General features: G+C 33.3%; 16 protein-coding genes. 3 read left to right on the top strand and 13 right to left on the bottom strand.

Going from position 1 to position 22,182, the window contains the following annotated elements; translation table 11 throughout:
- Positions 1–222 precede the first annotated feature (222 nt).
- Positions 223–588 carry a helix-turn-helix transcriptional regulator gene (locus AC58DT_RS11655; protein WP_497216993.1) on the top strand — a complete coding sequence of 122 codons (366 nt, stop codon included), beginning with the start codon at positions 223–225 and terminating at the stop codon, positions 586–588.
- A gap of 40 nt (positions 589–628) precedes the next feature.
- Here AC58DT_RS11655 and AC58DT_RS11650 read toward each other — a convergent pair whose 3' ends face one another.
- From AC58DT_RS11650 to AC58DT_RS11635, 4 genes are all read right to left on the bottom strand, one after another.
- A complete protein-coding gene (locus tag AC58DT_RS11650; protein ID WP_497216992.1) occupies positions 629–1,918 on the bottom strand; it encodes a hypothetical protein in 1,290 nt (429 codons plus the stop codon).
- A gap of 2 nt (positions 1,919–1,920) precedes the next feature.
- A complete protein-coding gene (locus tag AC58DT_RS11645; protein ID WP_497216991.1) occupies positions 1,921–4,125 on the bottom strand; it encodes an ATP-binding protein in 2,205 nt (734 codons plus the stop codon).
- A 1-nt stretch (position 4,126) separates the two neighbouring features.
- Complete coding sequence (locus tag AC58DT_RS11640) at positions 4,127–5,389, bottom strand: DNA methyltransferase (RefSeq protein ID WP_497216990.1); 1,263 nt, start codon at positions 5,387–5,389, stop codon at positions 4,127–4,129.
- Positions 5,390–5,503: 114 nt separating this feature from the next.
- Entirely contained in the window at positions 5,504–5,737 is a 234-nt protein-coding gene (locus tag AC58DT_RS11635; RefSeq protein ID WP_497216989.1) for a DUF2188 domain-containing protein, read from the bottom strand.
- A gap of 267 nt (positions 5,738–6,004) precedes the next feature.
- On the opposite strand from AC58DT_RS11635, the gene AC58DT_RS11630 reads away from it, so the two are divergent.
- Complete coding sequence (locus AC58DT_RS11630; RefSeq protein WP_497216988.1) at positions 6,005–7,783, top strand: hypothetical protein; 1,779 nt, start codon at positions 6,005–6,007, stop codon at positions 7,781–7,783.
- Between the two features lie 639 nt (positions 7,784–8,422).
- Entirely contained in the window at positions 8,423–9,706 is a 1,284-nt protein-coding gene (locus AC58DT_RS11625; protein ID WP_497216987.1) for a DUF4365 domain-containing protein, read from the top strand.
- A 44-nt stretch (positions 9,707–9,750) separates the two neighbouring features.
- On the opposite strand, the gene darG is transcribed toward AC58DT_RS11625, so the two are convergent.
- The 9 genes from darG to AC58DT_RS11580 form a co-directional block, all read right to left on the bottom strand.
- On the bottom strand, positions 9,751–10,806 hold the full coding sequence (gene darG, locus AC58DT_RS11620) for a type II toxin-antitoxin system antitoxin DNA ADP-ribosyl glycohydrolase DarG (RefSeq protein WP_497216986.1): 1,056 nt from the start codon (positions 10,804–10,806) through the stop codon (positions 9,751–9,753).
- A gap of 3 nt (positions 10,807–10,809) precedes the next feature.
- Positions 10,810–11,436, bottom strand: a complete 627-nt coding sequence (gene darT, locus AC58DT_RS11615) for a type II toxin-antitoxin system toxin DNA ADP-ribosyl transferase DarT (protein ID WP_497216985.1) — start codon at positions 11,434–11,436, stop codon at positions 10,810–10,812.
- A gap of 341 nt (positions 11,437–11,777) precedes the next feature.
- Entirely contained in the window at positions 11,778–14,612 is a 2,835-nt protein-coding gene (locus AC58DT_RS11610) for a type I restriction endonuclease subunit R (RefSeq protein WP_497216984.1), read from the bottom strand.
- 35 nt (positions 14,613–14,647) lie between these two features.
- The gene (locus AC58DT_RS11605) at positions 14,648–16,408 is read right to left on the bottom strand and encodes a GmrSD restriction endonuclease domain-containing protein (RefSeq protein WP_497216983.1); all 1,761 of its coding nucleotides are present in this window, start codon (positions 16,406–16,408) and stop codon (positions 14,648–14,650) included.
- Between the two features lie 43 nt (positions 16,409–16,451).
- Complete coding sequence (locus tag AC58DT_RS11600; RefSeq protein ID WP_497216982.1) at positions 16,452–16,901, bottom strand: GIY-YIG nuclease family protein; 450 nt, start codon at positions 16,899–16,901, stop codon at positions 16,452–16,454.
- Between the two features lie 6 nt (positions 16,902–16,907).
- Positions 16,908–18,098, bottom strand: a complete 1,191-nt coding sequence (locus AC58DT_RS11595; protein WP_497216981.1) for a PDDEXK-like family protein — start codon at positions 18,096–18,098, stop codon at positions 16,908–16,910.
- A gap of 48 nt (positions 18,099–18,146) precedes the next feature.
- On the bottom strand, positions 18,147–19,376 hold the full coding sequence (locus AC58DT_RS11590) for a hypothetical protein (RefSeq protein ID WP_497216980.1): 1,230 nt from the start codon (positions 19,374–19,376) through the stop codon (positions 18,147–18,149).
- Positions 19,377–19,388: 12 nt separating this feature from the next.
- The gene (locus AC58DT_RS11585) at positions 19,389–20,618 is read right to left on the bottom strand and encodes a restriction endonuclease subunit S (RefSeq protein ID WP_497216979.1); all 1,230 of its coding nucleotides are present in this window, start codon (positions 20,616–20,618) and stop codon (positions 19,389–19,391) included.
- Between the two features lies 1 nt (position 20,619).
- Positions 20,620–22,182 (bottom strand): type I restriction-modification system subunit M, encoded by a 1,563-nt coding sequence (locus AC58DT_RS11580; RefSeq protein ID WP_497216978.1) that lies wholly within the window; start codon positions 22,180–22,182, stop codon positions 20,620–20,622.

The raw sequence follows: 22,182 nt of genomic DNA, 5'->3' as shown, positions 1-22,182 counted from the left end.
TACCACGAATAAGAGAGCCCACGCCCGGGTCGTGAGCATCTTGCTTATCCTCTCGTGGTTAAATAAAACGCCAGTTTTCGATAACGAGATTCAAAGCGAGTGCTTCTAATGTTTTGCTTTTAGAAGAATCGCAAATTTATATATGGAGTGCAATATAATAAAATATTCATTCAATACAAATATGTATCGAATAAAAAATTATGTTATTCCAATTTTTACCATATGGATTTGTATGACAAAAAATATATTGAATTACTTAATATCCAGATTGGTTGTATACTTAAATTACACCGTCTTCAACAAGGTTTCTCCCAACAGCAAATCGCGGTTGCAATTGATTCCACTTCCACCACAATAGGTAGAATTGAACGAGCAGAAGTTGTAGGGGGATGGGATAAAATATATATGATATGTCATACTCTTAATATTAGGTATGACCAATTATTTATTCTTCTACCCCTAAAGAAATTATTAAGACTAGTTGACGAAATTTATAGTCTCGATCAGAAATTAAGTAATGAAAAAAGAGAATATTATTTAAAACTAAAGGAAACTCTTATAATAAAATATGATTCTGTAAAAAAATAAAACACGAATTATTTTAAATTAGTAAGAATTCCGTACCTAATTATAACGACTTTAAGTTCCAAACTCGAGCATAAGTTGAGAGTGCAGGAACGCCAACCCTACCTATATATGATATGTACCTTTGCCTAATCTGTTGAATATAAGGTGAATTAATTTTAAAATTTCTATCAAATTTTTTCAAATCAGTACTTTTTATCCTTTTCGACGCTAGTCGAAAATCAATTAACATAGAAGAATTATAATTATTATCTATGGGAAATGAGGGCAAGAAGTGAAGTCTCGGATCATCTTGATTAAAATACTTTTTAAGACCATCTTTTCTTGATTTATTAAGGTCTTCATATGTTGTAAAATTATCGGGTAATTTAGATTTTATATAACTATTAAAATCATTTTTATGAAAAGTCAAAAGCTCAAATTCAAGATCAACATTATTTTTAATATGCCGAATATCGCACTCAGGAGTAATTATTATTCCATAAAAATCTCCACTAATAATGCAGATATCTCCAGTCATTATAGGGGCGTCTGTTTTCAATTTAGAATAGCTTAGAATGCTAAATAATTTACTTATTGATTTCTCATATTTGCTTGGATCTTCTAGTTCATACTCAATTTCTGCACTTCCCTCACCTTTAATGGTATTTATCAGTTCCATATTTTGAACCAAGTTTTCTGATAAAAGTAATTGCATTAATTCAATAATAAATAATTCAGGGTCTACCCCGTCACTCCCTGCAGAATCATAAAGATGTTTTATCCAATTATGACTTGCGTCGGATAATTCTTTAAAAACTTTCTGTATAGATAAGTTAATCGCCTCACTCCATTTAATTGGAGCTGATAGGTTTTTATTTTCTTTTTCCCATTCTCCAATTTCATTAAGAATGTCAGTTTTAATGTTTTCAATATTTGCCTTTATAAATTGGTCATCCTTAATTTTGAAACGTATTCTATCACCAAACTTTTCTTTGAGTTTTACCCCAATTTCACTATTCTCAATATCTTTTTGAGAAAAAATATAAATTAAAGAATAGAATTCGTTTTCATTAAGAAAATCAAAAGTTTCATTTTCTTTTACAGTACCTAGTGAAATGGGCTGCTTAAGATTAATTTCTTCTGCTATATCCTCGAAGTTTTCTCTGTTTGAGAATTGCCAGTCAAGAATGATTGCTCGGAAAGACCCTATAGCTTTTGTAGATTGCTCAACGAACTTCAGGTTATCCATACCTAAAACAGGAGTGGTTTTTCTTAATTCTTCATATAATGCACATTCTGGTCTGTCAGCAGAAAAAATATGATCATCAGCAAATAGTACTACACCTTCCATTTTTATATTTTGAAGATTATTTTAAAATTAGCGCCCGATAAAATTTTCTCGTTAGGATTTGTAATTAAAAATATTTGAGCATCTATACGATCTAAAAGTTCTTTTACAATATATAAACCTAATCCTCTTCCTTCAGATTTTGAAGAATAAAATTCTTTAAACACAATATCTTTACGTTCTTCTTCCACACCTACGCCAGAATCAGCAAAAATCAAATAACTTTCCTCCTCATTTATAAATAGATTTATTTTCTTATTTTTAGTTTGTCTATTTAACCAGTATATGGAGTTGTCCATGAGATTTAGTATTACCTGTAATATCAAACCTGTATTAGTTTCGACGATGATATCATTCTCGCCGGAGATTATTTCAAATTGAATATTATCTTTTAATTCTTTTCTGAAGTATTGTGAAACTCTTTGAGAAGTCTCTTTAATGCTTACTTTTTTTGTAATTTTTCGTGCTCTTCTGAAAAGAGGTTGCAGAACTTGCAATTCTTGATATAAAAAGTCGATATTTTCTTTTAAATAATTAAAAAATTCTTCTAATTCTTTTTCCTTTATTTTATGCTGTTTAAATCTTTCAATAAAGTCTGCAGTATTCTCTTTAAGGGTAACAAGCAAGGACATAGTATCATGAGTGGCCTTTTCAACTACCATACCAGTGCCAGCTAAGTCTTGAGTAATTGATAATTCATCCTTAATTTGATTTAAATAATTGTTGCTTATTTCAAAAAAGCTTTTTGCTTTATCTAATAATATTCTATCTTCAAATTTCAAAATGTATTTTTTTAAATTATTTTGAGCATCTTGATAAATTCTATTAGCACTTTTCTCCTCATTATCCTTTTTTAACTTCTTTTTTGCTTTGTCAATCTCAACTTCATCCTTCATTATTTTTAAAGCAGCCTGAAGTAATGCAACAAATTCGTCCTTCGCACCATCAGTATTCATTAAACCTTCACGATCAGCCGCATCTCTAAGAATTGGGTTTTCATCTTGTGTAATGAAAACAAAACCAATTAAATCATTATAACTAAAATAATTTCCGGCCTTGTCTTCTGCTCTAAATTTGCTTAATTGTAACCAATCATCTCCTATTTCACCGTATGGATAAACTCTAATATTATCCCTATATAAATAAACTGAGGTTGCTTTCAAAAAATCCTTTTCTGATTTTTTTAAACCCTCAGATGGATTGCGTAAATCAAAACCATAAAAAAAGAACATAAATTCACCAATTGAAGGTTTTCGTATTATTTCGTCTCCTTTTTTATTTAAGAATAAATCTCTAAATAATTTTAATTTATTAATGTCATATTTTATACTTTCTTCATTAGACTCAAATAAATTAAACTTAATTTCTTTTCTTTTTTTGTTATGTATATATGTAGCCTCTATTTTTCCATTCTGACTTATAGATCCCTCAAAATAAAACGGTGCCATTTCTGACATTTCGTCAAATGTCATTAACTGCGTTTGATACTTTTTGCCGTTCCAAAAGATTTCAACATCAAAATCCTTCTTAACATTCAGATTTGGCAATGCTGGAGGCATCATTCGAAAGAAAGCATTCGATAATTTTTTTAAATCATCCTGCTTCCAATTGTTGCGTGGAGAAGAGATTCTAATAAGAGTACCTTGACCTTTTTTATTTATAATTTTTTCTGGAGTTTCATTAATTTCCCATTTGTTCAATATTTCATGTAAAAACTTATCCTGATGACCTGTTTCTTCAAAACTATCATCCGCATAAGGTCTAAAGTCCAGAGTCAATTTTATTTCATTTTCATCCTTCTTTTTAGTGTAAACTTCCACATAATCACCTAATTTATATACGGCAAATCTTCCAACACCTTTGTCCCCTTGCATCATTCTTCCCTTTTCGGTTCTTCGAATCTCTTCTTTACGGGATTTTTTTCTGTTTAATTTATTTGGCGTTGCAGGTTTCATCCATACATTGAGAACAGTATCTATATTCATTCCAATACCGTCGTCCTCTATTTCAATTAAACCTTGAATGGGGTCGGAACTTATCTCAAATTCATCAAACCTAATTTTAACTTTCTCGGCATCTGCATCGTAGGAATTTTTTACAATTTCTATAATTCCCACCCACTTATCACTAATAAGTTGATCACCCAAAATACTGATTAATCTAGCATAAGGTTGAAACGCTATTTCACCCGACATTTCTTCTTCTTTCATATTATTTCTGAGCAATGATTATATATTCTTCTGGATACACCCTTTTGCTATTTTTACTATTTATTTTTGCAAATTTTCCAGTCTTTTTATCTCTAATAGTAGGAATTAGTTTATTAGGTATGGAACGTTTAATTACTTCATCAATTTGAAAACCAACTAATTCAAGGAGCTCTGCCATAATTTCGGCAGATTGTATCTTAACATCCTTTAAGGTTGTATTTCCTATGACAATAAAGGTCTTTCCGCCATCTCTAAGTATTCGATACATTTCAGTGGAAACTTTATGCATATCAATAAAATAATTAGCCACTTCTTTGGCGGTTCTTAAATCTATTTCTTTTAAGCTATTTATAATTTGTTGAGCTAAAGGTGAAACAGATAACAAATTATTTTCATAGGAATAAAATGTTCCTATAAAGTCTTTCCTAAATTTTAATAAATTATCTACATAGTCAAACCAATAGGCGGTTAGTTGATGTAAGTCCGCATACTCATATGATGTAACATATGGGGGTGAGGTTATAACGGCACTAACAGAATTTGAAGTAATTGAAGTATTCCTTGCATCTTCTAAAAATATATGAGCTCTTGTATTTGTAAATCCTCTTACTTCTAATTCCTGAAAGAATTCATTATTTTTTTTAATCATAGTTTTTACTTGCTTTTTAAACGCAACAAAAACATCCTTTGGTTCTTTTTCAGGATCAACTTGGGGTTTGGTGCTACTTTGGAGCCATTTAGAACAATTTTTAAGAATGTTCGAAAGTGCCACTAAAAAGAAATTCTTTTGGGATTGACTTATTTCTGCATCCAAAATAATCTTATATAAAAAAGCAATTTTACGTTTGGCATCTGGAAAAAACCAATAATCAATCCTTTCATGTTTCTCTAATAATGCAAAATCAGATTCTGAGTAATTATCGAATTGAATCGCCAAATTCTCATAACTATGAAATAAATTAATGGGGTCTATGGGATTAGTTTTCACTTTCGTGATGAGTTCCGCAACCGGATTAATATCAACCCCAACCGACTCCCTGCCGTGAATTTTAGACTCTACTAGGGTAGTCCCGCAACCCGCAAAAAGATCCGCTATTACATCTCCTTCCTGAGTATGTTCTTCTATTATTTTTTTAACTATGTTGGGTAAAAATTTTGCAGGATATCTATGATAGCCATGAGTCCACTGTTCAGTAGAACGGGTATTTTTAAATACCCAGCTTTCGTTTACTGTAAGATTTTCAAAAGGTACAGTTAGAGGCATATGAAGTTAGTTTAACTACCAAATATAAAACTTATAACATAAGAAACAATAAAATTTTATAAAATACAGATTAATAAACAGTTACGGAAAATTCTAAAATGTAAAAGGTTAAATTTAATTCTTATCCTTTGGCGGGTTGGGGTCGTTGCCGTGGCTAGCTGGGTTTTGGATAGTACCATCCTTGCGGTGTAGGATAAGCTCTGAACCTTCCTCCTTGCTTTTATCGCGGCTCCATTTCATTACATCGTCTTTTGTTTCAAAATGCTTGGAGGCTTTTTTTGCATTTTCTCTTTTGGAGTCCCAGCCGCCGTCTTTGTTTGGCACTACATGCCTTTCTTTTCTGCTCATAATATTTTGTTCTATGGTTTATGAGGCTAAGGTATGGAAGGGTTTTGGGTTTGTTTTACGGGATTCAGTAATAGCTAGGAATTAATTTTTTTGGAAATTAAAAGTTATTAGAATCCTAAAAATAAGATAGTTAGTTATTTTATTTGTCAAAAATCATTATATTTGGTATTCTCCCCGGTTAAAAGCCCATCCTTACGGTTTTCGTATAGGATGGGCTAAATCTATTTTATTTTAATTGTATATATTCACTAACTTATACCAACTATTATGAACAAACTAATTTTAACAATTTTACTTTTTTCAATTTCATTCACTTCATTTGGACAAACTGAAGTAATACTTGACTCAAGCAATCAGGCAACAAGTCTTGGAATGGCTATAACGACAATTGGCAGTAATAGGGGGACAATTACAATTAAAAGGAAGGTAATAGTTTCTTCACCTACTACCGTTCCCGAAAATATTACTCTCAATTTTTTTAATGGAGGGATGTTATCGATGAGCACAGCTTTAGCCCTAAATATTGAAGGTAATATTATTTCGCCCCTCAACCCGATATTTGAATTTACTTTAGGTGTTCCCCAAAATCATAATTTAACTATAGAAAATAAAAATCAACCAATTTATCCTGAATGGTTTGGCACTTGCACATATCAAAATTCATTACTTACTGATGATAAAAATACCATTCAACAAGCTATTAACGCAATGACAGTAGGGGGAGAAATTGTTTTTAAAGGGAATTATACTGTAAGTGAGCCTATAAACATTACTTCAACTGAAGCTGCAATCCGCATTAAGGGTATTGGAGCATATTTAAATGTGGACAGCAATACTAATTTTATAAAAAATAATAATGATGGCGCAGAAAGCCCCATTTTTAATATTTCAACTTTTGGTATTAGACTGTCAGATTTAAACTTTAGAGCAAAAAAACCAACTACCAAAGGAATAGATGCAGTTGGAAAGGCTCTCAATTTTGTAAGAGAAGATGGCTCTAAAGATCTAGATGCAAACATCTCAAATTGCATGTTTGAAAATTTCAGAACAGCTATTTATGGAGAAGGGGCAAATTTAAAAATTAATGATAATACATTCACGTCATGTTATATGGGAATTCACATAAAAGAGGCTCAAGAAAATAGTGGTCTTGACAAAGGACAAACTAGGGGTCATATTATTTTAAGAAATAGATTTCATTCAATGGGGGGATTTTTAAATGATTCTAGTTTAATTGGTTCCTCCTGTGTAAAAATAATTCATGATGTTGGATACACAGAAGATTCATCACCACAATTAAAATATTATGTATATGGATATTATAATCAAATTTCAAATAATTATGCTGACGATTGTAAGACATTTTTTGAGGGAAGTCTAGATAGAACAATAATTAATGGAAATTCTATTCTTGGTTCAGCAGATACTGCAATTAAAGCATTTGCTGGAAATTATGGAGTTATCTCCAACAATATAATTGATGGTTCTCAAACTTGGAATCCACATAAATTATTTGATTATGCAGAAATTGGCGCCGGAAGTGGTGATACTTTTCCCCAGGGTCACGGTATTCACGTGAGATATTCTCATCGTCTTAATATTAATAACAATACTATTACTAATAAACGCTATCATGGTATTTATATCGAAAGGTCCATAAATACTTCAATACAATCAAATACTATAATGAATTTTAACCGGCACGCTTACGTAAGGCCAGAAATAAATGGGCAGAAACAAACAATAAGCACGATAGATTTGCAGAGATATGATGGTATTCATATTGATTGTACGGAATTAGTTGCTCCAGAAAATAGCCACAGATATAATATTCAAAACATTGTGGTTAACAATATTATTTCATTCCCATTTAATCCATTGGGAGATACCAATTCAGTTGGTCGGTATGGAATTTTTGTTGGTGATGGAGATTCATATGGATTTGTGAAGGATAACTTTATAGTAAGCGCACGGTTGTTGCAGCCTATTTTGATTCTGCCTCCAACAGGTGAGTGTCCCCCTGTTATAGCAGATGATAGTGAGTAGATGTTACTTTCTCCCCACTTTAAGAGCCAATATTTAAGGTTTTTGAAAGGGGAGGAGCGCGCTAAATAAACAAAATCAAGGCTTACATAAATCATCTCGCTGCGCTCGTCGGAGGCGATAAAATTTCTATATCTGCGGCGCAAAAATAAAGTTTGGGAATTCTTAAGATTTTTTAGCGAATTAAAGAATGCTTGCACTTTTAAGGATTGCTTGCACTAAGAAGGATTTTTGCTTTATCCTCTAATAAATTCATTTTCTACGGAATCTTTTCAAAGGCGAGGGGGTGAGCGATGGAATTATTAACTTTATTAACCTAAAGATAAAAAAATATTTGGTATTCTCCCCCGGTTTAAAGGCCTGCTCTTAAGGATTTCCGTAATTTACGAAAACCCCTAATACTATAAGGTTTGGGTATTCTCTTTAATTATAAGAATTATAATCTGACCCAATTGCTTGAAAACAACAAGTCAGAACAACCGTACCTTTATTATAATGAATGGGTACTTCGTTGTATTCACAATGTCGCTCACTTTGATTAAACTCAGTGAATAATATTATATTTGATGAGGATAGCACCTAGGGGTTTTGATACAGCTAAATAGTGTTTTGATTTTATAAATTTTAATTTTTAGTAAAATAATGATTTACCCTAATAGACATGAAAATCACATACTTGAAAGTGCATCTGAGAGATATGTTAAGTATCATTTACCAAAAGAATGGACTTTTACTAAACCTTCTGCCGATTATGGTGTGGATCTTTTATGCGAAGTGGTAATAGAAAATGAAATTAGAGGTTACGAATTTGGAATACAATTAAAAGCTAAAAGAACTGATAAGAATAGGGACAGTACTGTTATTAAGGGTATAAAAAGGCGCACTATTAACTTGTGGTTGGATTCTATTAAACCAATAATGGTAATAGTTTTTATTGAAGATGAAGAAAAGGCATATTGGTCATGGATAAATGAATCTTCATTTGACTTAACCAAGGATAATGAGGAATTCCAGCTAAAAATTAGTAAAGGGAATATAATAAATTCAACCAGTTCAATTATAATTGGTAATTATATTAAAGACTATAATTTAAGGATGTTGAAGTTGAAAAATCTACCTAATGTTAAGGAAGATTATGGCTGGCAATTATATTTAGAAAGAAAGTACGATGAAGCTTTGCCATATCTTAAGAAAACCTCTCCAACCTTAGATGTTTTAAATGCAATTGCTATCTGTTATTTTAAGAGTTTCCAATATCAAAAAGCATTAATTTGGGTAAATGAAGCTATAGAAATCGATAATAAAAATATGGTTGTTTTGAGCAATAAAGCCTCCATTCTCATAGAATTGGGCAGTAATACAAAAGATGAAAATTTGATTAGGGAGGGAATAAATATTATAGAGGCAATAATTGAAAATGGTGAAATTACAAATAACACTTATTTTAATTATGGAAATGCGTTAATGGCTTTAGGTTTTTACGAAGAAGCTAAAGAGGTTTTTAAAGTTGTTCTTAGTGAAGACATTAACAAAGAAGAGGCCTGGAAAAATTTGGGGATGGTTAATCACATGTTAGGTTTATATGAAGAGGAAATAGAATGTTACGATAAAAGTCTTATAATTAATCCTTTTTTAATTGAAGCTCTGAGTTCCAAAGCGATTACTTTATTTTTGGTTTACAAAGATTATTTTAGAGCGCTTGATATATTTATGAAGGTTGTTGAAATAGACGATACAAAGAGATATAAATTTGAATATCCCTATATTGATTTTTATATTTCTGAATGTCACCACAGAATAGGTAATATTGACAAGGCTATTCACTGGAATGCTATCGGTTTGAAGAATAACCCATCAGATGATTTTTTCTTAACCCAAAAACTAAGATTGCTTGATAATTTTGGCACTAACCCACCCAATGTATAGTTTTAAAATATCAGTGGTTGGATTCATTTAAGTAAAACAGGGGGTCACGCGAAATTTAATTTCTGCCCATACTCCTCCAAATGCTCATAGGCAATATCAACGTATTCGGCAGTAATTAAATCGCTTTTGCGTTTATTCCATTCCTTAATTTTAGATACAATTTCATCTTTTTCGATTTTAGGATTGTTGGCTGTTATAAAGTGGACGGAAGAAAGAATTTCCAAAGAAAGGGTAGATTCAAATCCTTCAATAGCTTGGAACAATCCACGCAATCTTTCTTTTTGGTCTTCGTTTAAGCGAGTATCCACAAATTCCTTAATTTCACCAAAACGCTCATAATTCAACGCTAGAGGCTCAAAAGGTTGGGCATCCATTTGTTCCAGTCCTTTTAAATATTTGCCGTTAAGCGCATAGAGTACTTTTTCTACAGCCTGGGCGTATGGGCCATAGGTGTAGGGTTCAAATTTTAGCTTGAGGTTTTCACCGCTCTCCTGAAGAAAATACGCCAATTTATTTGCGGTAAAAACGGTTGAGTATTCCCCGTATTTTTCATATTTAAATAAGGCATATAATAACATTGCACGGGCAGGTGTAAGGTTTATTTCCTTTTTAGTCTTAGTGTTTTCCTTTTGTAGTATTTCTTTTATTTTTTCATTAGGTTCATAAACTACTACCTCAGTATCAAGGAGGTTTCCCAGATAATTATTGAGCAATAATTTTACTTTTTCCCATTTTAGACCTCCATTGCCACAACCTAATGGGGGCAGACTAATGGATTTAATATCCATTTCTTCTATTACGCGAACCAGATCCTTTAATCCGTCTTCTATCCAACTGTATTGCGATTTTCGATACCATTCTTGTTTTGTAGGAAAGTTGATAATGATTTTTTCACCGTGAAGGTCGGTTTCGATGAATACAAACATTTTTCCTGTTTTTACTTCTCCTCGCTTACAAGCTGCCGCATAGGCCTTAAAATTTTGGGGAAACCGTTCTTTAAATTGCAAGGCAATTCCTTTACCCATAACGCCTACTGTATTGACTGTATTAACAATGGCCTGAGTATCGGAAGTCAATAAATTTCCTTTTACAAACTTCATAAGCTAAAAGTAAAATGCTTTTTTGATTTTAATATCTATATCCAAATTTAATTCTTGTATAATTTGGTGTACTCTATCTTTTGCTTCCTGATTATAAACAGCTATGCCTTTAATTCTATTGCTTGGGACGTGATCCCTAACTAAAAATTCGGCGTGTTTTTTTCTGATTCTGTCTTCATCCCCATCGGCATTATCATGACTAAAATCTGTTGCCTTAATTGAGCGCCAATCTAAGGAATCTATAGCCGTCAAATCTGTATAATATCTTGTAATACGTTTAGCAGCATTACCATCTGTAAAGCACCAATTAAAATCTGGATTTGCCAAATCTAATATAGGAATACATAAATATACAATATTTTTTTGATGTATTTGTGGAACCCCACGCCCTGAATGAATGTTATATAGCATCGGCGTTCTAACAGAAAAATAAAATGGAACAAAATTATTAACCACAGTTCCTGGAAAGCATAAGACGCCTCTCATATCCCTTTGCGTTATGATTTCTTTATTTCCAATAACGGTTCTTATCCCATCCTCAGGAGCGTTCAATTTAGAAAACAAACCTTGTTTTAAGTCGGCCTCTAAATTGTCAATAGAAATTATTCTAAACAGCCATATGTGATTCAAATTCGGCATTTTATGAATTTAAAATTAGGGTGAAGATAGCATTTTTGCAATAAAAGATATACTAAGTATATCCGAGTTTTATGTTTGTTAAGGGAACAATAATTATAGTTTATTATAAATTTAGAAGCCATATTATGGTATTAGTTTGGACATAAGCTTGGACAAGGTGTCCAAGTAGATAGCAATGGTGGAAGGAAAAAGGTAAAGCTTGGACATTATCATTCCTTAGAACATGTTACCCACTATACCATAATAAATTAATAAAACCCATTAAATAGAATTTTAGGAAAATAAATTTAATACGCTCTAAGCAATCCGCTAAATAGGAATCTCTATAACAACTACCCCATCCCCTCAATAAAAGTATTAATAAAGTCTTTTATTTTAGTAATTATCCTTTCTGATGAACTTGCACGGTTTTTTAAACTTGGACGCTCATTCATTACCGCAATAACCTCATCGCGTAAAGGTTCTTTTTCTGTAAATAGATAATTGCTTATTACATCCACCAACCTTTTGAAATCTAGGTTTTCCTCTTTGCTTAAGTTGTCTATTGCTTTTTTCTTTTCGGTGGTCCAGAAAGTATCAAATTCTGTAACTACCAAATCTGAATCCCTTATAAGCGGTAAATTTTCTTCAATAAACTTTTCTATAAGTTCCTTTTTACTTCTCAATTGGGTTTCAGAAGAAAGCATATCCGAAATCGCTTTACGCTGTAGTTCTTGTTCTTTTGGTTTGGAGTCGTAGAGTTTTGCTAAAAGACTCAGAATATATGCAACATTAATTTCATCCCTGCGTATCAACTCCAATTCAAAATCTATATCATTTAAGATCGAAACCTTTTCTTTTTGGGTTTCAGATTTTATGGTGTCGTATAGGTCTAAATATTTGCTTTTGTAGTTTTCAAAAGTCTGCTCGTCCATTCCCAAATCCTCATAACTAAATTCAACAAACGTACTCAGTACGTTTTTTAAGCGCATCAATTCCCGGAAAGCTTTTACAAACTCCAATTCCGCTTCTTCAGAAATCAAATCACTTACGCTGTCAAATGTTGGCGCAATTGCTTTTACCCTTTCTACCGCTGCATTAAACTTTTCAATATAATCTTCATAAGGCTGTATGATTATTTCCTCAATAGCTTCTTTATTAGAAAAAAGCGTTATTGCCTCGTCCGTTGCTTCCTTTAGATTTCTAAAGGCTACTACATTACCCTGGCTCTTTACCTCATCCAATATTCTATTGGTACGGGAAAAGGCCTGCACCAATCCGTGAAACTTCAGGTTTTTATCTACGTAAATTGTATTCAATAGCTTACTGTCAAAACCAGTTAAAAACATATTGACCACCAATAGAATATCCACCTGCTTGTTCTTTACCCGCTTGCCAATATCCTTATAATAACTATAAAACTCATTGGTGGAATAGTTTGTCTGGAAGAGCCTATTGTAGTCTTTAATAAAGTCGTCCAACTCCTCCCTTGTGTGCTTGGTGTCGTATTTAGAAGAGGGTTCAGCGGCAAAGTCTTCATAATCTTCATCGGGAATAAATCCCTGCGCATCTTCATCCAATTGGTTTGCTTGGTATGAAAAAATAGTAGCCACATTTAAATCGTGCAAGCTTTCCTCTTTTTTTTCCTTAAATAACTTGTAATAGGCAATAAGTGTTTTTACATTATGCACACAGAATATTGCCGTAAACTTTTTATTGTGGGTTTTGCGAGTGTGGTTGTTGATTATAAAGTTTACATTATTCTCCAGCCGTTCCGGCGCTTCCATAACCTCAGCGGTATCTATGGCTTCCACCTGTATATCAACAACGCCTTCCTTTAGTTTTACGGTATTCATATATTCAATGGAAAACTTCAATACGTTTCTATCCCGTATGGCATCGGTAATTACGTATTTATGCAAACACTCTTCAAACAAATCTTTTGTGGTTCTTTCCCCCAAAGCATTTTTTACAGAGTTATCGGCAAAGATCGGCGTACCCGTAAAACCAAACATCTGTGAGTTTGTAAAAAACTCTTTTATTCTATTATGCGTATCGCCAAACTGACTCCGGTGGCATTCGTCAAAAATAAAGACAATGCGTTTGTCTTTTAGACTTTCCATTTTTGCCAAATGCTTTGGCTTTAGTACGGCAGTGTTTAGTTTTTGAATGGTGGTAACTATCAGCTTGGTATCATCATCAAACTGCTTTACTAAACTTTGGGTATTGTTGGTAGCATCAACGCTGCCCTCTTTAAAGCTGTTGAACTCCTTGATGGTTTGGTAATCCAAATCTTTTCTATCCACCACAAAAACCACTTTATGCACCCCTTCCAGATTGGTAAGTATTTGTGCAGTTTTAAAGGAGGTCAATGTTTTTCCCGAACCTGTGGTGTGCCATATATAGCCAAACTTGTTGCTTTGCTTTACCCGCTCCACAATTGCCTCAGTTGCATAATATTGATAAGGACGCAACACCATCAAGGTATTTGAGGTATTAAGCACTATGTACTTGGTAATCATTTTTGACAGAAAGCAAGGCTCCAGAAACAGCTTAGAGAACTCCGCCAACTGGGTTATAATTTTATTCTCTACATCTGCCCAATAAAACGTCTGCTTAAAAGAACGTGCTTTTACAGGGTTGTTTGCGTAGTATTTAGTATTTACGCCATTGCTAATTACAAAAAGCTGTACAAATTGAAACAACCCCCTGCCCGAATTAAAGGAATGCCGCTCATACCGATTGGTTTGGTTAAAAGCTTCCTTTAGTTCCAAACCTCTACGTTTTAACTCTACTTGCACCAATGGCAACCCGTTAATAAGTATGGTAACATCATAACGGTTTTTGTAGCTACCTTCCATTGTGATTTGGTTGGTAATCTGATATTGGTTTTTACACCAGTGTATTTGGTTTATAAGCTCTACATAACCCTTTTCGCCATTGTCTTTGTTATAGGTTATTCTATCGCGAAGTATTTTCGCACGTTCAAAGATGTTACCTTTGGAAAGGTCGTTTAATATTTGGGCAAACTCCGTTTCTGAGTAACTCGCTTTGTTATGCTTTTCAAGCTGGATTTTAAGGTTGCTAATAAGGTCTTGTTCATCTTTTATGACCACTCTTTTATAGCCCAATTCCTGTAATTGGGTTAGTAGGTTTTCTTCTAAAATGTGTTCGGGTTGGGTAGTCATAGTTAACTTAAATCAGAACAGAAAATAATATGTAATTATACTCTTTCTTTTAGTTTATGAAAAGCATCTTTTATTACTAATGCCATGGATTTCCTTCTTTCTATTAAAAAATCTTTGTAATCCATATCTTGCCAATTTACGGGAAGAGCGTGCCAATAATACATTTGTTTTAGTTCAGATTCATTAAACCTATTTATATATTTTGGCAGGTATTTGGCAGGTGCTTTATCTAATATTTCCAAATTATCATCCCATTCCACTAATGCATAATTTGCAATTTGGTTTCTGTCGCGTTGTTCACTATATCCATTTTTTTGCAAATAAGATTTTGGAAATAAATGATGTCTTTCCAAAGCAGATTTTTTAGAGCGTATTCCTTGTTGCAACAAATCATTTATCTTGAGATTTGAGAATAATCCTTTTGCATCCAAAATACTTAAAGATGCATAGTAAGAATATATTGCTGGGGAACTTGAAGAAGATGTGGCCAAACCATCCATTGGCAAAATAGTTGTCCAAAAATCATCCGTAATGGCATTGTCTATAATCCCATTAATGACCTCTTTAAATTCAATATCACTAGATATCCCCCTTAATTTTGCAAGATCTATTTCCATCTGAGTCTCTGGAGAGCTTGTGTACCTTTTAGTTATTGTGACCATAAAAAACCATTTTGCGATTAAGTTTTTCAGTTCATGTAAATTTACCTTAAACTGAACCTTTCCAATTAAAAAGAATACATAACTATAAAGTAAGTTATTATTGGAACTGATATAATCACCTTTTATAAAACCTGCCAAATGGATCGATTTAAGAAAATCGTGAAAGTTTTGCACATTTAAAGTTTGTTCCTGCGCATTTTTTAATATTTCAAATTGTTCAATTCTTCTTTCCTCACTGAACTTGCCTGTCTCCAAATCCTTACCTCTTAGGATACTGTACACATATTGTAATCTAGCTCGGTGAAATCCTAATCCCACTGCTACCCGCAACATCTGGTCTGGCTTGGGCTCTATGATATAATTGAAAGATGTTGCTTTTGATTTGTTTGGCAAACGCGAATCTTGGCAAAACTGTTCTATTTCTTTTCTTCCATCATCCCAAAATACGCTCATCAATGTAAGGATGAAATCTGCCATATTTAAATTCTTACCTTTACTATTTATTCTCACAAACACATCTGCAACCTGTTCTTCATCAATGGATGCGTTCAGTTCCAAAGCCGAAAAAGGGTAATTTTCCAAGTTCTTTAGACGCTGTATATTATTCTGTATTTTTAAAACATCTTCATCTGATAGGGTTCGAGATTTCTGTAATTTAATTACGAAATCATTGGTTATTTTAAAAAGGTTGGCTTCTGGGTTAAAAATCTCTGAAATATTCTGAATATATTCGGCACTCCTTCGTGTAGCGGCATCTGGGATTTCAAATTTTTCCTCTAGAGGTTTAAAGGATATAACTATATGCTCTCTGGAAAAATTTTCCCTGATTATTTCTTGTGCCCTAGTAACAGCATATAAGGAGGTGAGTCTTTGTTGTCCATCCACAATCAATAAATCCGGGGTCTTTTGTTTACCATCTGTCCCAATCGTTTTATTGTCTTTAGTATATGAGTTTGCCCAAAACAAGAAATATCCAACTGGATAGCCTTTATACATTGAATCAAAAAGGTCCCGCACCTTTGTATCTTTCCAAACGAAAGGGCGTTGGATGTCTGGCAGCCCAATTGTACCAATACTAATTTGTTGAATTAAGCTCTGTAGGTTATAATCTACTTTTTTAAATATTGTAGTCATATTTTATTATATGGTATTATTTCTTTCCAAAAACTGTTGTTATTTATATTAACGCAATTCTATTGCGTTTACCGATAGAATTTAAAATGCCTTCATTTTTATATTTATGCATAAGTCGTGATTCTATTTCCAGTCTCCCAAATGAAACAACAACAAATGTGAAATAGATATTTTGAATATAGTATTTATTAAGAGCCTCCTCAATATCTGGCGGAAACTTACCTTTAGCAATAATTGAATCTGGATAGAGATGCTTACCTAACTTTCTTCTAAAGGAATGGTTGTATGTACTTTTTATTTCCTTCATACGTTCCTTTAAATTTGCTGATTCCCCTACATATACCATCTTATCTTTGTTGAAAACAGCATAAACGCCTGGTTCTTCACTAAAATTTGAAGACCATTTTTTATCAATATCAAACTTGATTTTTGGATTTGTCAGTAATTGGTTTTCAACAGAACTGACTATTTCCTGTATTTTAATTTCCTCCATTTTTATTTATTTTTCCAACAAAACCCGATGCGCTTCAATAAAATCCTTAATCTGCTGTGCAACACTTATAGCTGCTGCTTCCATCACAGCTGGGTTACTTATTTTTTGTTGAAAGGCCAAGTCTGCAACATTTATTTCTTGGTTTTCATAATATAAACGTTGATGATGTACCCATCCCTTATTAATGGAAACAAAATCTTCCCTACTTTTCATTAAACTAAGCTCATCATATATTCCTACATATAAATTTCCTCCTATGTTTCCAGCTCCACTAAAACTTTCAGCACCAAATGATACTTTATCAAATGCTTTCAGAGCATCGTTATGAAACCAGATGTGGGAAAAGCTTTTGGTAACTGACTCTTGTTTTGTAATGTAAAACTCCTCCATTGTTTCATTTAATATTTCAAATACGCGGTCTCTGAATTTCTTTCTTATTTTTTGAATCACTTGATGATATTTCGAGGCAATCAACGAGGCTTCCTCTAAATTATCTTTTACCATTTCCGCAAGCTGTTTATCTTCTTTGTCTTCCAATGTGTTTGTAATTTGTTGAATTAATATACGGTACTGCTTTATACTTTCCCTGAGCAATGGTTGGTCATATGCAAGCTGCTGACAAGAGTGCAGCCAAGCTATAATTTCAGTTTTATAGCTTATAATATGGTAGTCTAAATCCTTTTGTAATTCACCCCTACTATGGTCTTTAGGCTCCGTACCTTCCTTGGATAAATAGATCACCCTATTGTTTGGTTTGTTATAATTACAATACCGTTCTACCTGCTGGTCTTGGTCACCTGCATCTATTTTGTTTTCTATACAAATGGTGTTGCCCGTACCGTCTTTCAACAAGATATCAATACGTCCGCCTGTTTTGTGTTCGGTATCTATTAGGCCAATATGATATTCCACAAAGGCGTGGGCGGTTTTATTGTCTAAATGGCTGGCAAAATCATGTTCGGGTAGCAATTGTAGAAAGGCCTCCAAAAATACAGTCCCCATTAAATGACTGCCGTGGGGGTTTAACAATTCTGCAAGGAAGGCCGAATGAGTACGGACCTCGTTGGTTTTTAAGTTTAGTATGTTGTAGATATTAAAGGTTTCTCCCTTTATCCTTGCAAGTTCCTTATGGTGAACCGTGAGGCTTTCTACCCGGCTTAGCATCCACTTCTGTTTATATATTATTTCGCTATCCATATTTTACTATACAACGATCAGCAGCAATAGCCTCTTCAAAATTAGTATTTATCTAAATTTTCTAAAAGCCTGTATTGTTTGATATATTCCATAACCGATAGCCATTCTTCCAGCAATATCCCCCACATAAAACCATTTACTTATTTCGTGGGTTTTTAAAAAATCCTCTCCTAAAAAGTCAAATTTGTGTGTTGGCAATAGATAATTAGCATACTCTGGAATGTTTTCTTTAAATATTTGCATATCAAAATTCCAAGCAAAATCATATAAATCGGTCTGCATAATAGTCAAGTAATAACAAATACCTCCCATAGCTAATGTAAAAATTAAGCTTTGTATGTATGCTACGCCAAAATAACTTGATACATAATTGGCGGTTAATACAAAAAGGTTAAAAAAGGATTTTATCTTCAAACTAATTATTTTCCAAATACCTAGTTCATCATACTGAAGTTTACTCAACCGAGATAATTCGTATCTGTTCTCTTTGGAGAGTGTTCTTTTCTCCAAAACATTGAAATGTAATGATTCCGCTATATTATTATTGGTTTCAAAATATTTTTTTAATATTCGATATGTTTCTCTTTTATTTTTTATAGGGATATCTCCCGTTGTTCCAACATGTTTTTCAAAATCCTCTTCCACTAAATAAGAAGTATTGGTATTAAAATTTTGAAGTTCTACATCAAACACACTTAGCTCTCCTGAAATAATTGCTAATGATAAATCAAGCCCTTTTTTAAATTTAGTGCCGCGAAAAATTATAAGCTTACTAATTAATGTATAGGTAAATAATACATTTTCGTTAAACTGTGTTGCAGAAAATACTGCGGTATTATGAAAATCGGTTTTATAAAGAATTAAGGGGTTTTTAAACTTACTAAACCAAAAGTCTGCTAGTTCATTAAAAGTAGCATTCACAAAATTGACGTCACCCTTAAATACACAACTATGAAAACGCATTTTACCTGGATAGGTTCGATTCTTGAAGCTTACTTTTTTATGAAATACGCAATTAACAAACCAAAGCCCTTTTTCATATCCCCTAAAACCAATCGAATTATGAAAATGACAATTCACAAATTTTATTCGGTGATTATTATTGATTAAGTTCCTATTTTCCATTTTAATTCTACCCATTGGAAAAGGAATAAATAATGTTTTCTCTTCTTCAATAGTAATCTCTAAATCATTCCAATAATTATGAGAACCGCTTTGGTCATTAAAATTAATGGTTTTTGATATCAACTCATCTAAAGTATGTACTGACTGTCTCATCAATTATATATGTTACACAAACATCTGTTGCAACAACCCCTTTTTAAACTGTTGGGAGTTTTCTATTTGGTTGGTTACCAGTTCTATTTTTTTATCCAGCGCACTTAAAAAGTTGGCGATTTTGGCTTGTTCTTCTTTGTTAGGGAATGGAACTTTAAACTTTTTTAAATCACTTCCATTTATTGAATTAATTGTAGCTCCCAAATTTTTATGAACTTCCTTTTTATAATCTTCCGAATCAAAATAATGGAATAAGAATGAATTGTAAATACTTCTATAAACTGTCATAAAAGCACCAAAAGCTAGTCCTTCTTGACTTTTTGAAATAATTGCATTCTTTCCAATTAAGCGCTTACTTCCATTTCTTACACAAATTAATATATCATTCTCAATTACTGGATTGAAAGATCCTTCACTAACATTTACAAAAACATTGTCCTCTAGCACAATTGTTCTATCTTTTACATTAGAGGAACGCAATACTAAAACACCATTTTCATCTATATCATTTGGGCTATAAGTAAGTCCATTTACAATTTTTCCAATTTTACCCAACCTCTTCTCCTCCCAATCCGGATAATCACTACCATCCTCATTTTTAAACCGCAACGCCTGACTAAATAGCTGCTGCATCACCCCTTTTTTATAGTTTTCCAAAAAGGTTTTCTTTTGTTGCAACTTTTCCAGCTTTTTTTCTACCGCCGAAAGGAAAGTGGCTATTTTTTTTTGTTCGGGGAGCGAAGGAGATCGGAAGATAAATTTTTCAACAATTTTATTATTAAAGCTTTGTTGCTTTGTCCCCTGAGCATATCCATAATAAAGTTCAATTCCAAATCTATTATACCAGTAAAACAAAAACTTATTATGAATAGTTTCAATCTCTTCGAATGCCATACAAGACTGATTAGTTGCAGCTGGCACCATATTTATTGCACATCTACCCCTTGTTCCGGGCGCTTCAAGCCCAGTTATTGCAATGAAAAAAGTGTTTGGAGGGTAAATTTTTAAATTTGTGTTTCTTACCGCCTCTTCAGTTATATATTCTTTGGTTTCATAGATTTCATTATAGTCTAATTCTCCACTTGTTATCCAGGGAATTTGGCCATTATAATATTTTGGAATTGACCTACTAGGCGTCATTCCGGTTCTTAAATTTTTATAATAATCTCCTATACTTTGATCTTTCCAGTTTTCATAAAAACCGAGAAAGCGTAAACTAGGAGTTAATTTAACCTTTGTCATTTTAAAATGGTGTATTAATTCTTAGTTCCGTACAAAAAGTTTCAATTGTAGAATCAATATTTGCTATTTCTATTTCTAAGTTTTGTAATTTGGAAGAAACCAACTCCAAATCAATAGATTCTTCTTCCTTAAACATATCAACATATCGCGCTATATTTAGGTTATAACTGTTTTCCAATACCTCATCCAGCGTTGCTACATAACTGAATTTGTCGGTGGTTTTGCGCTCACGGTAGGTTTCAATAATAGTGTCTATATGGTCTTCGGTTAGTTTGTTTTTGTTGCCGTCCTTTTCAAAATTGTTGGAGGCATCTATAAATAAAATATCGCCATCATTTACGCGGCATTTGCTCAATACCAAAATACAAGTAGGAATACCAGTGCCGTAAAAAATATTGGCGGGCAGGCCAATAACGGCATCCAAATAGTTGAGTTCTTTAATAATATATTCCCTAATAGTGCCTTCCGCCGCGCCACGAAATAAAACCCCGTGGGGCACTACCACCGCCATGGTTCCGTTCTCCGCCAATTGGTAGAGCATATGTTGTACAAAGGCAAAATCTGCCTTGCTGGTGGGCGCCAACCTGCCGTATTGGCTAAAACGTTCGTCATTTTCATTTAAAGGGTTGTTCTTGCCTTTCCACTTTGCGGAAAATGGCGGGTTTGCCACTATGGCCTCAAAACGCATATCAAGATGTTGTGGGTGCTCCAGGGTATCGTCCTGCTTAATATCAAAATGGCGGTAATGCACATCGTGCAAAATCATATTCATCCGCGCAAGGTTAAAGGTGGTGCGGTTCAGCTCCTGCCCAAAGAAATCGTCCACAGGTACTTCCCTATTTACACGAAGCAACAACGAGCCGCTGCCGCAGGTTGGGTCATACACATTTTTAAGGCGTTTCTTTCCTGTGGTAACAATCTTTGCCAAAATCTTGGAAACTTGTTGGGGTGTATAGAATTCCCCTGCCTTTTTTCCTGCTCCGCTTGCAAATTGGCCAATTAAATATTCGTAGGCATCACCAAGCACATCGGCATCGGCATCTTCCAGCGCAAAGTCTATTTTATCTAAATGTGAAAGTACTTTGGCAATCAGTTTATTTCTGGCTTCAGTAGTTCTGCCCAATTTGGTACTGTTAAGGTCCAGATCTTCAAAAAGCTTGTTGAAATCATCCTCACTCTCGGTACCCATCGTACTTTGCTCAATACCATTCAAGATAGTTTCCAAATCCTGAAGGATAAAGTTACTTTCGGTTTCGGTATTGGCGTTTCCTTTTTTGGCAATGGATTCAAACAATTCATTGGGTCTTAGAAAATACCCCAACTTTAAAAGTGATTCTTCACTAATGGCCTTTAAATCTTCTTCATCAGTAATTTTTAGGTAGTCTTTTACCTTTTCGGTTTCTAGGAGTTGGTTTGCGTATAGGTGTTGTTTTTCTGAAAGATATTTGTAAAATATAAAGCCTAGGATGTAATCCCGAAATTCGTCTGCGTCCATCTTGCCACGCAGTTCATTGGCTATATTCCATAATTGTTGTTCAAGTAGTTTTTTTTGTTCTTCGGACAT

This window comes from Aequorivita sp. CRS11 (assembly GCF_059693805.1).
Note: the sequence above shows the minus strand (reverse complement) of the source record. Positions and strands in the feature narration are given on the sequence as shown.

Excerpts from the sequence above, each read along its gene's own strand:
- AC58DT_RS11655 (WP_497216993.1), top strand. The coding sequence starts at position 223 with ATGGATTTGTATGACAAAAAATATATTGAATTACTTAATATCCAGATT.
- AC58DT_RS11650 (WP_497216992.1), bottom strand. The coding sequence starts at position 1,918 with ATGGAAGGTGTAGTACTATTTGCTGATGATCATATTTTTTCTGCTGAC.
- AC58DT_RS11645 (WP_497216991.1), bottom strand. The coding sequence starts at position 4,125 with ATGAAAGAAGAAGAAATGTCGGGTGAAATAGCGTTTCAACCTTATGCT.
- AC58DT_RS11640 (WP_497216990.1), bottom strand. The coding sequence starts at position 5,389 with ATGCCTCTAACTGTACCTTTTGAAAATCTTACAGTAAACGAAAGCTGG.
- AC58DT_RS11635 (WP_497216989.1), bottom strand. The coding sequence starts at position 5,737 with ATGAGCAGAAAAGAAAGGCATGTAGTGCCAAACAAAGACGGCGGCTGG.
- AC58DT_RS11630 (WP_497216988.1), top strand. The coding sequence starts at position 6,005 with ATGAACAAACTAATTTTAACAATTTTACTTTTTTCAATTTCATTCACT.
- AC58DT_RS11625 (WP_497216987.1), top strand. The coding sequence starts at position 8,423 with ATGATTTACCCTAATAGACATGAAAATCACATACTTGAAAGTGCATCT.
- darG (WP_497216986.1), bottom strand. The coding sequence starts at position 10,806 with ATGAAGTTTGTAAAAGGAAATTTATTGACTTCCGATACTCAGGCCATT.
- AC58DT_RS11610 (WP_497216984.1), bottom strand. The coding sequence starts at position 14,612 with ATGACTACCCAACCCGAACACATTTTAGAAGAAAACCTACTAACCCAA.
- AC58DT_RS11605 (WP_497216983.1), bottom strand. The coding sequence starts at position 16,408 with ATGACTACAATATTTAAAAAAGTAGATTATAACCTACAGAGCTTAATT.
- AC58DT_RS11600 (WP_497216982.1), bottom strand. The coding sequence starts at position 16,901 with ATGGAGGAAATTAAAATACAGGAAATAGTCAGTTCTGTTGAAAACCAA.
- AC58DT_RS11595 (WP_497216981.1), bottom strand. The coding sequence starts at position 18,098 with ATGGATAGCGAAATAATATATAAACAGAAGTGGATGCTAAGCCGGGTA.
- AC58DT_RS11590 (WP_497216980.1), bottom strand. The coding sequence starts at position 19,376 with ATGAGACAGTCAGTACATACTTTAGATGAGTTGATATCAAAAACCATT.
- AC58DT_RS11585 (WP_497216979.1), bottom strand. The coding sequence starts at position 20,618 with ATGACAAAGGTTAAATTAACTCCTAGTTTACGCTTTCTCGGTTTTTAT.
- AC58DT_RS11580 (WP_497216978.1), bottom strand. The coding sequence starts at position 22,182 with ATGTCCGAAGAACAAAAAAAACTACTTGAACAACAATTATGGAATATA.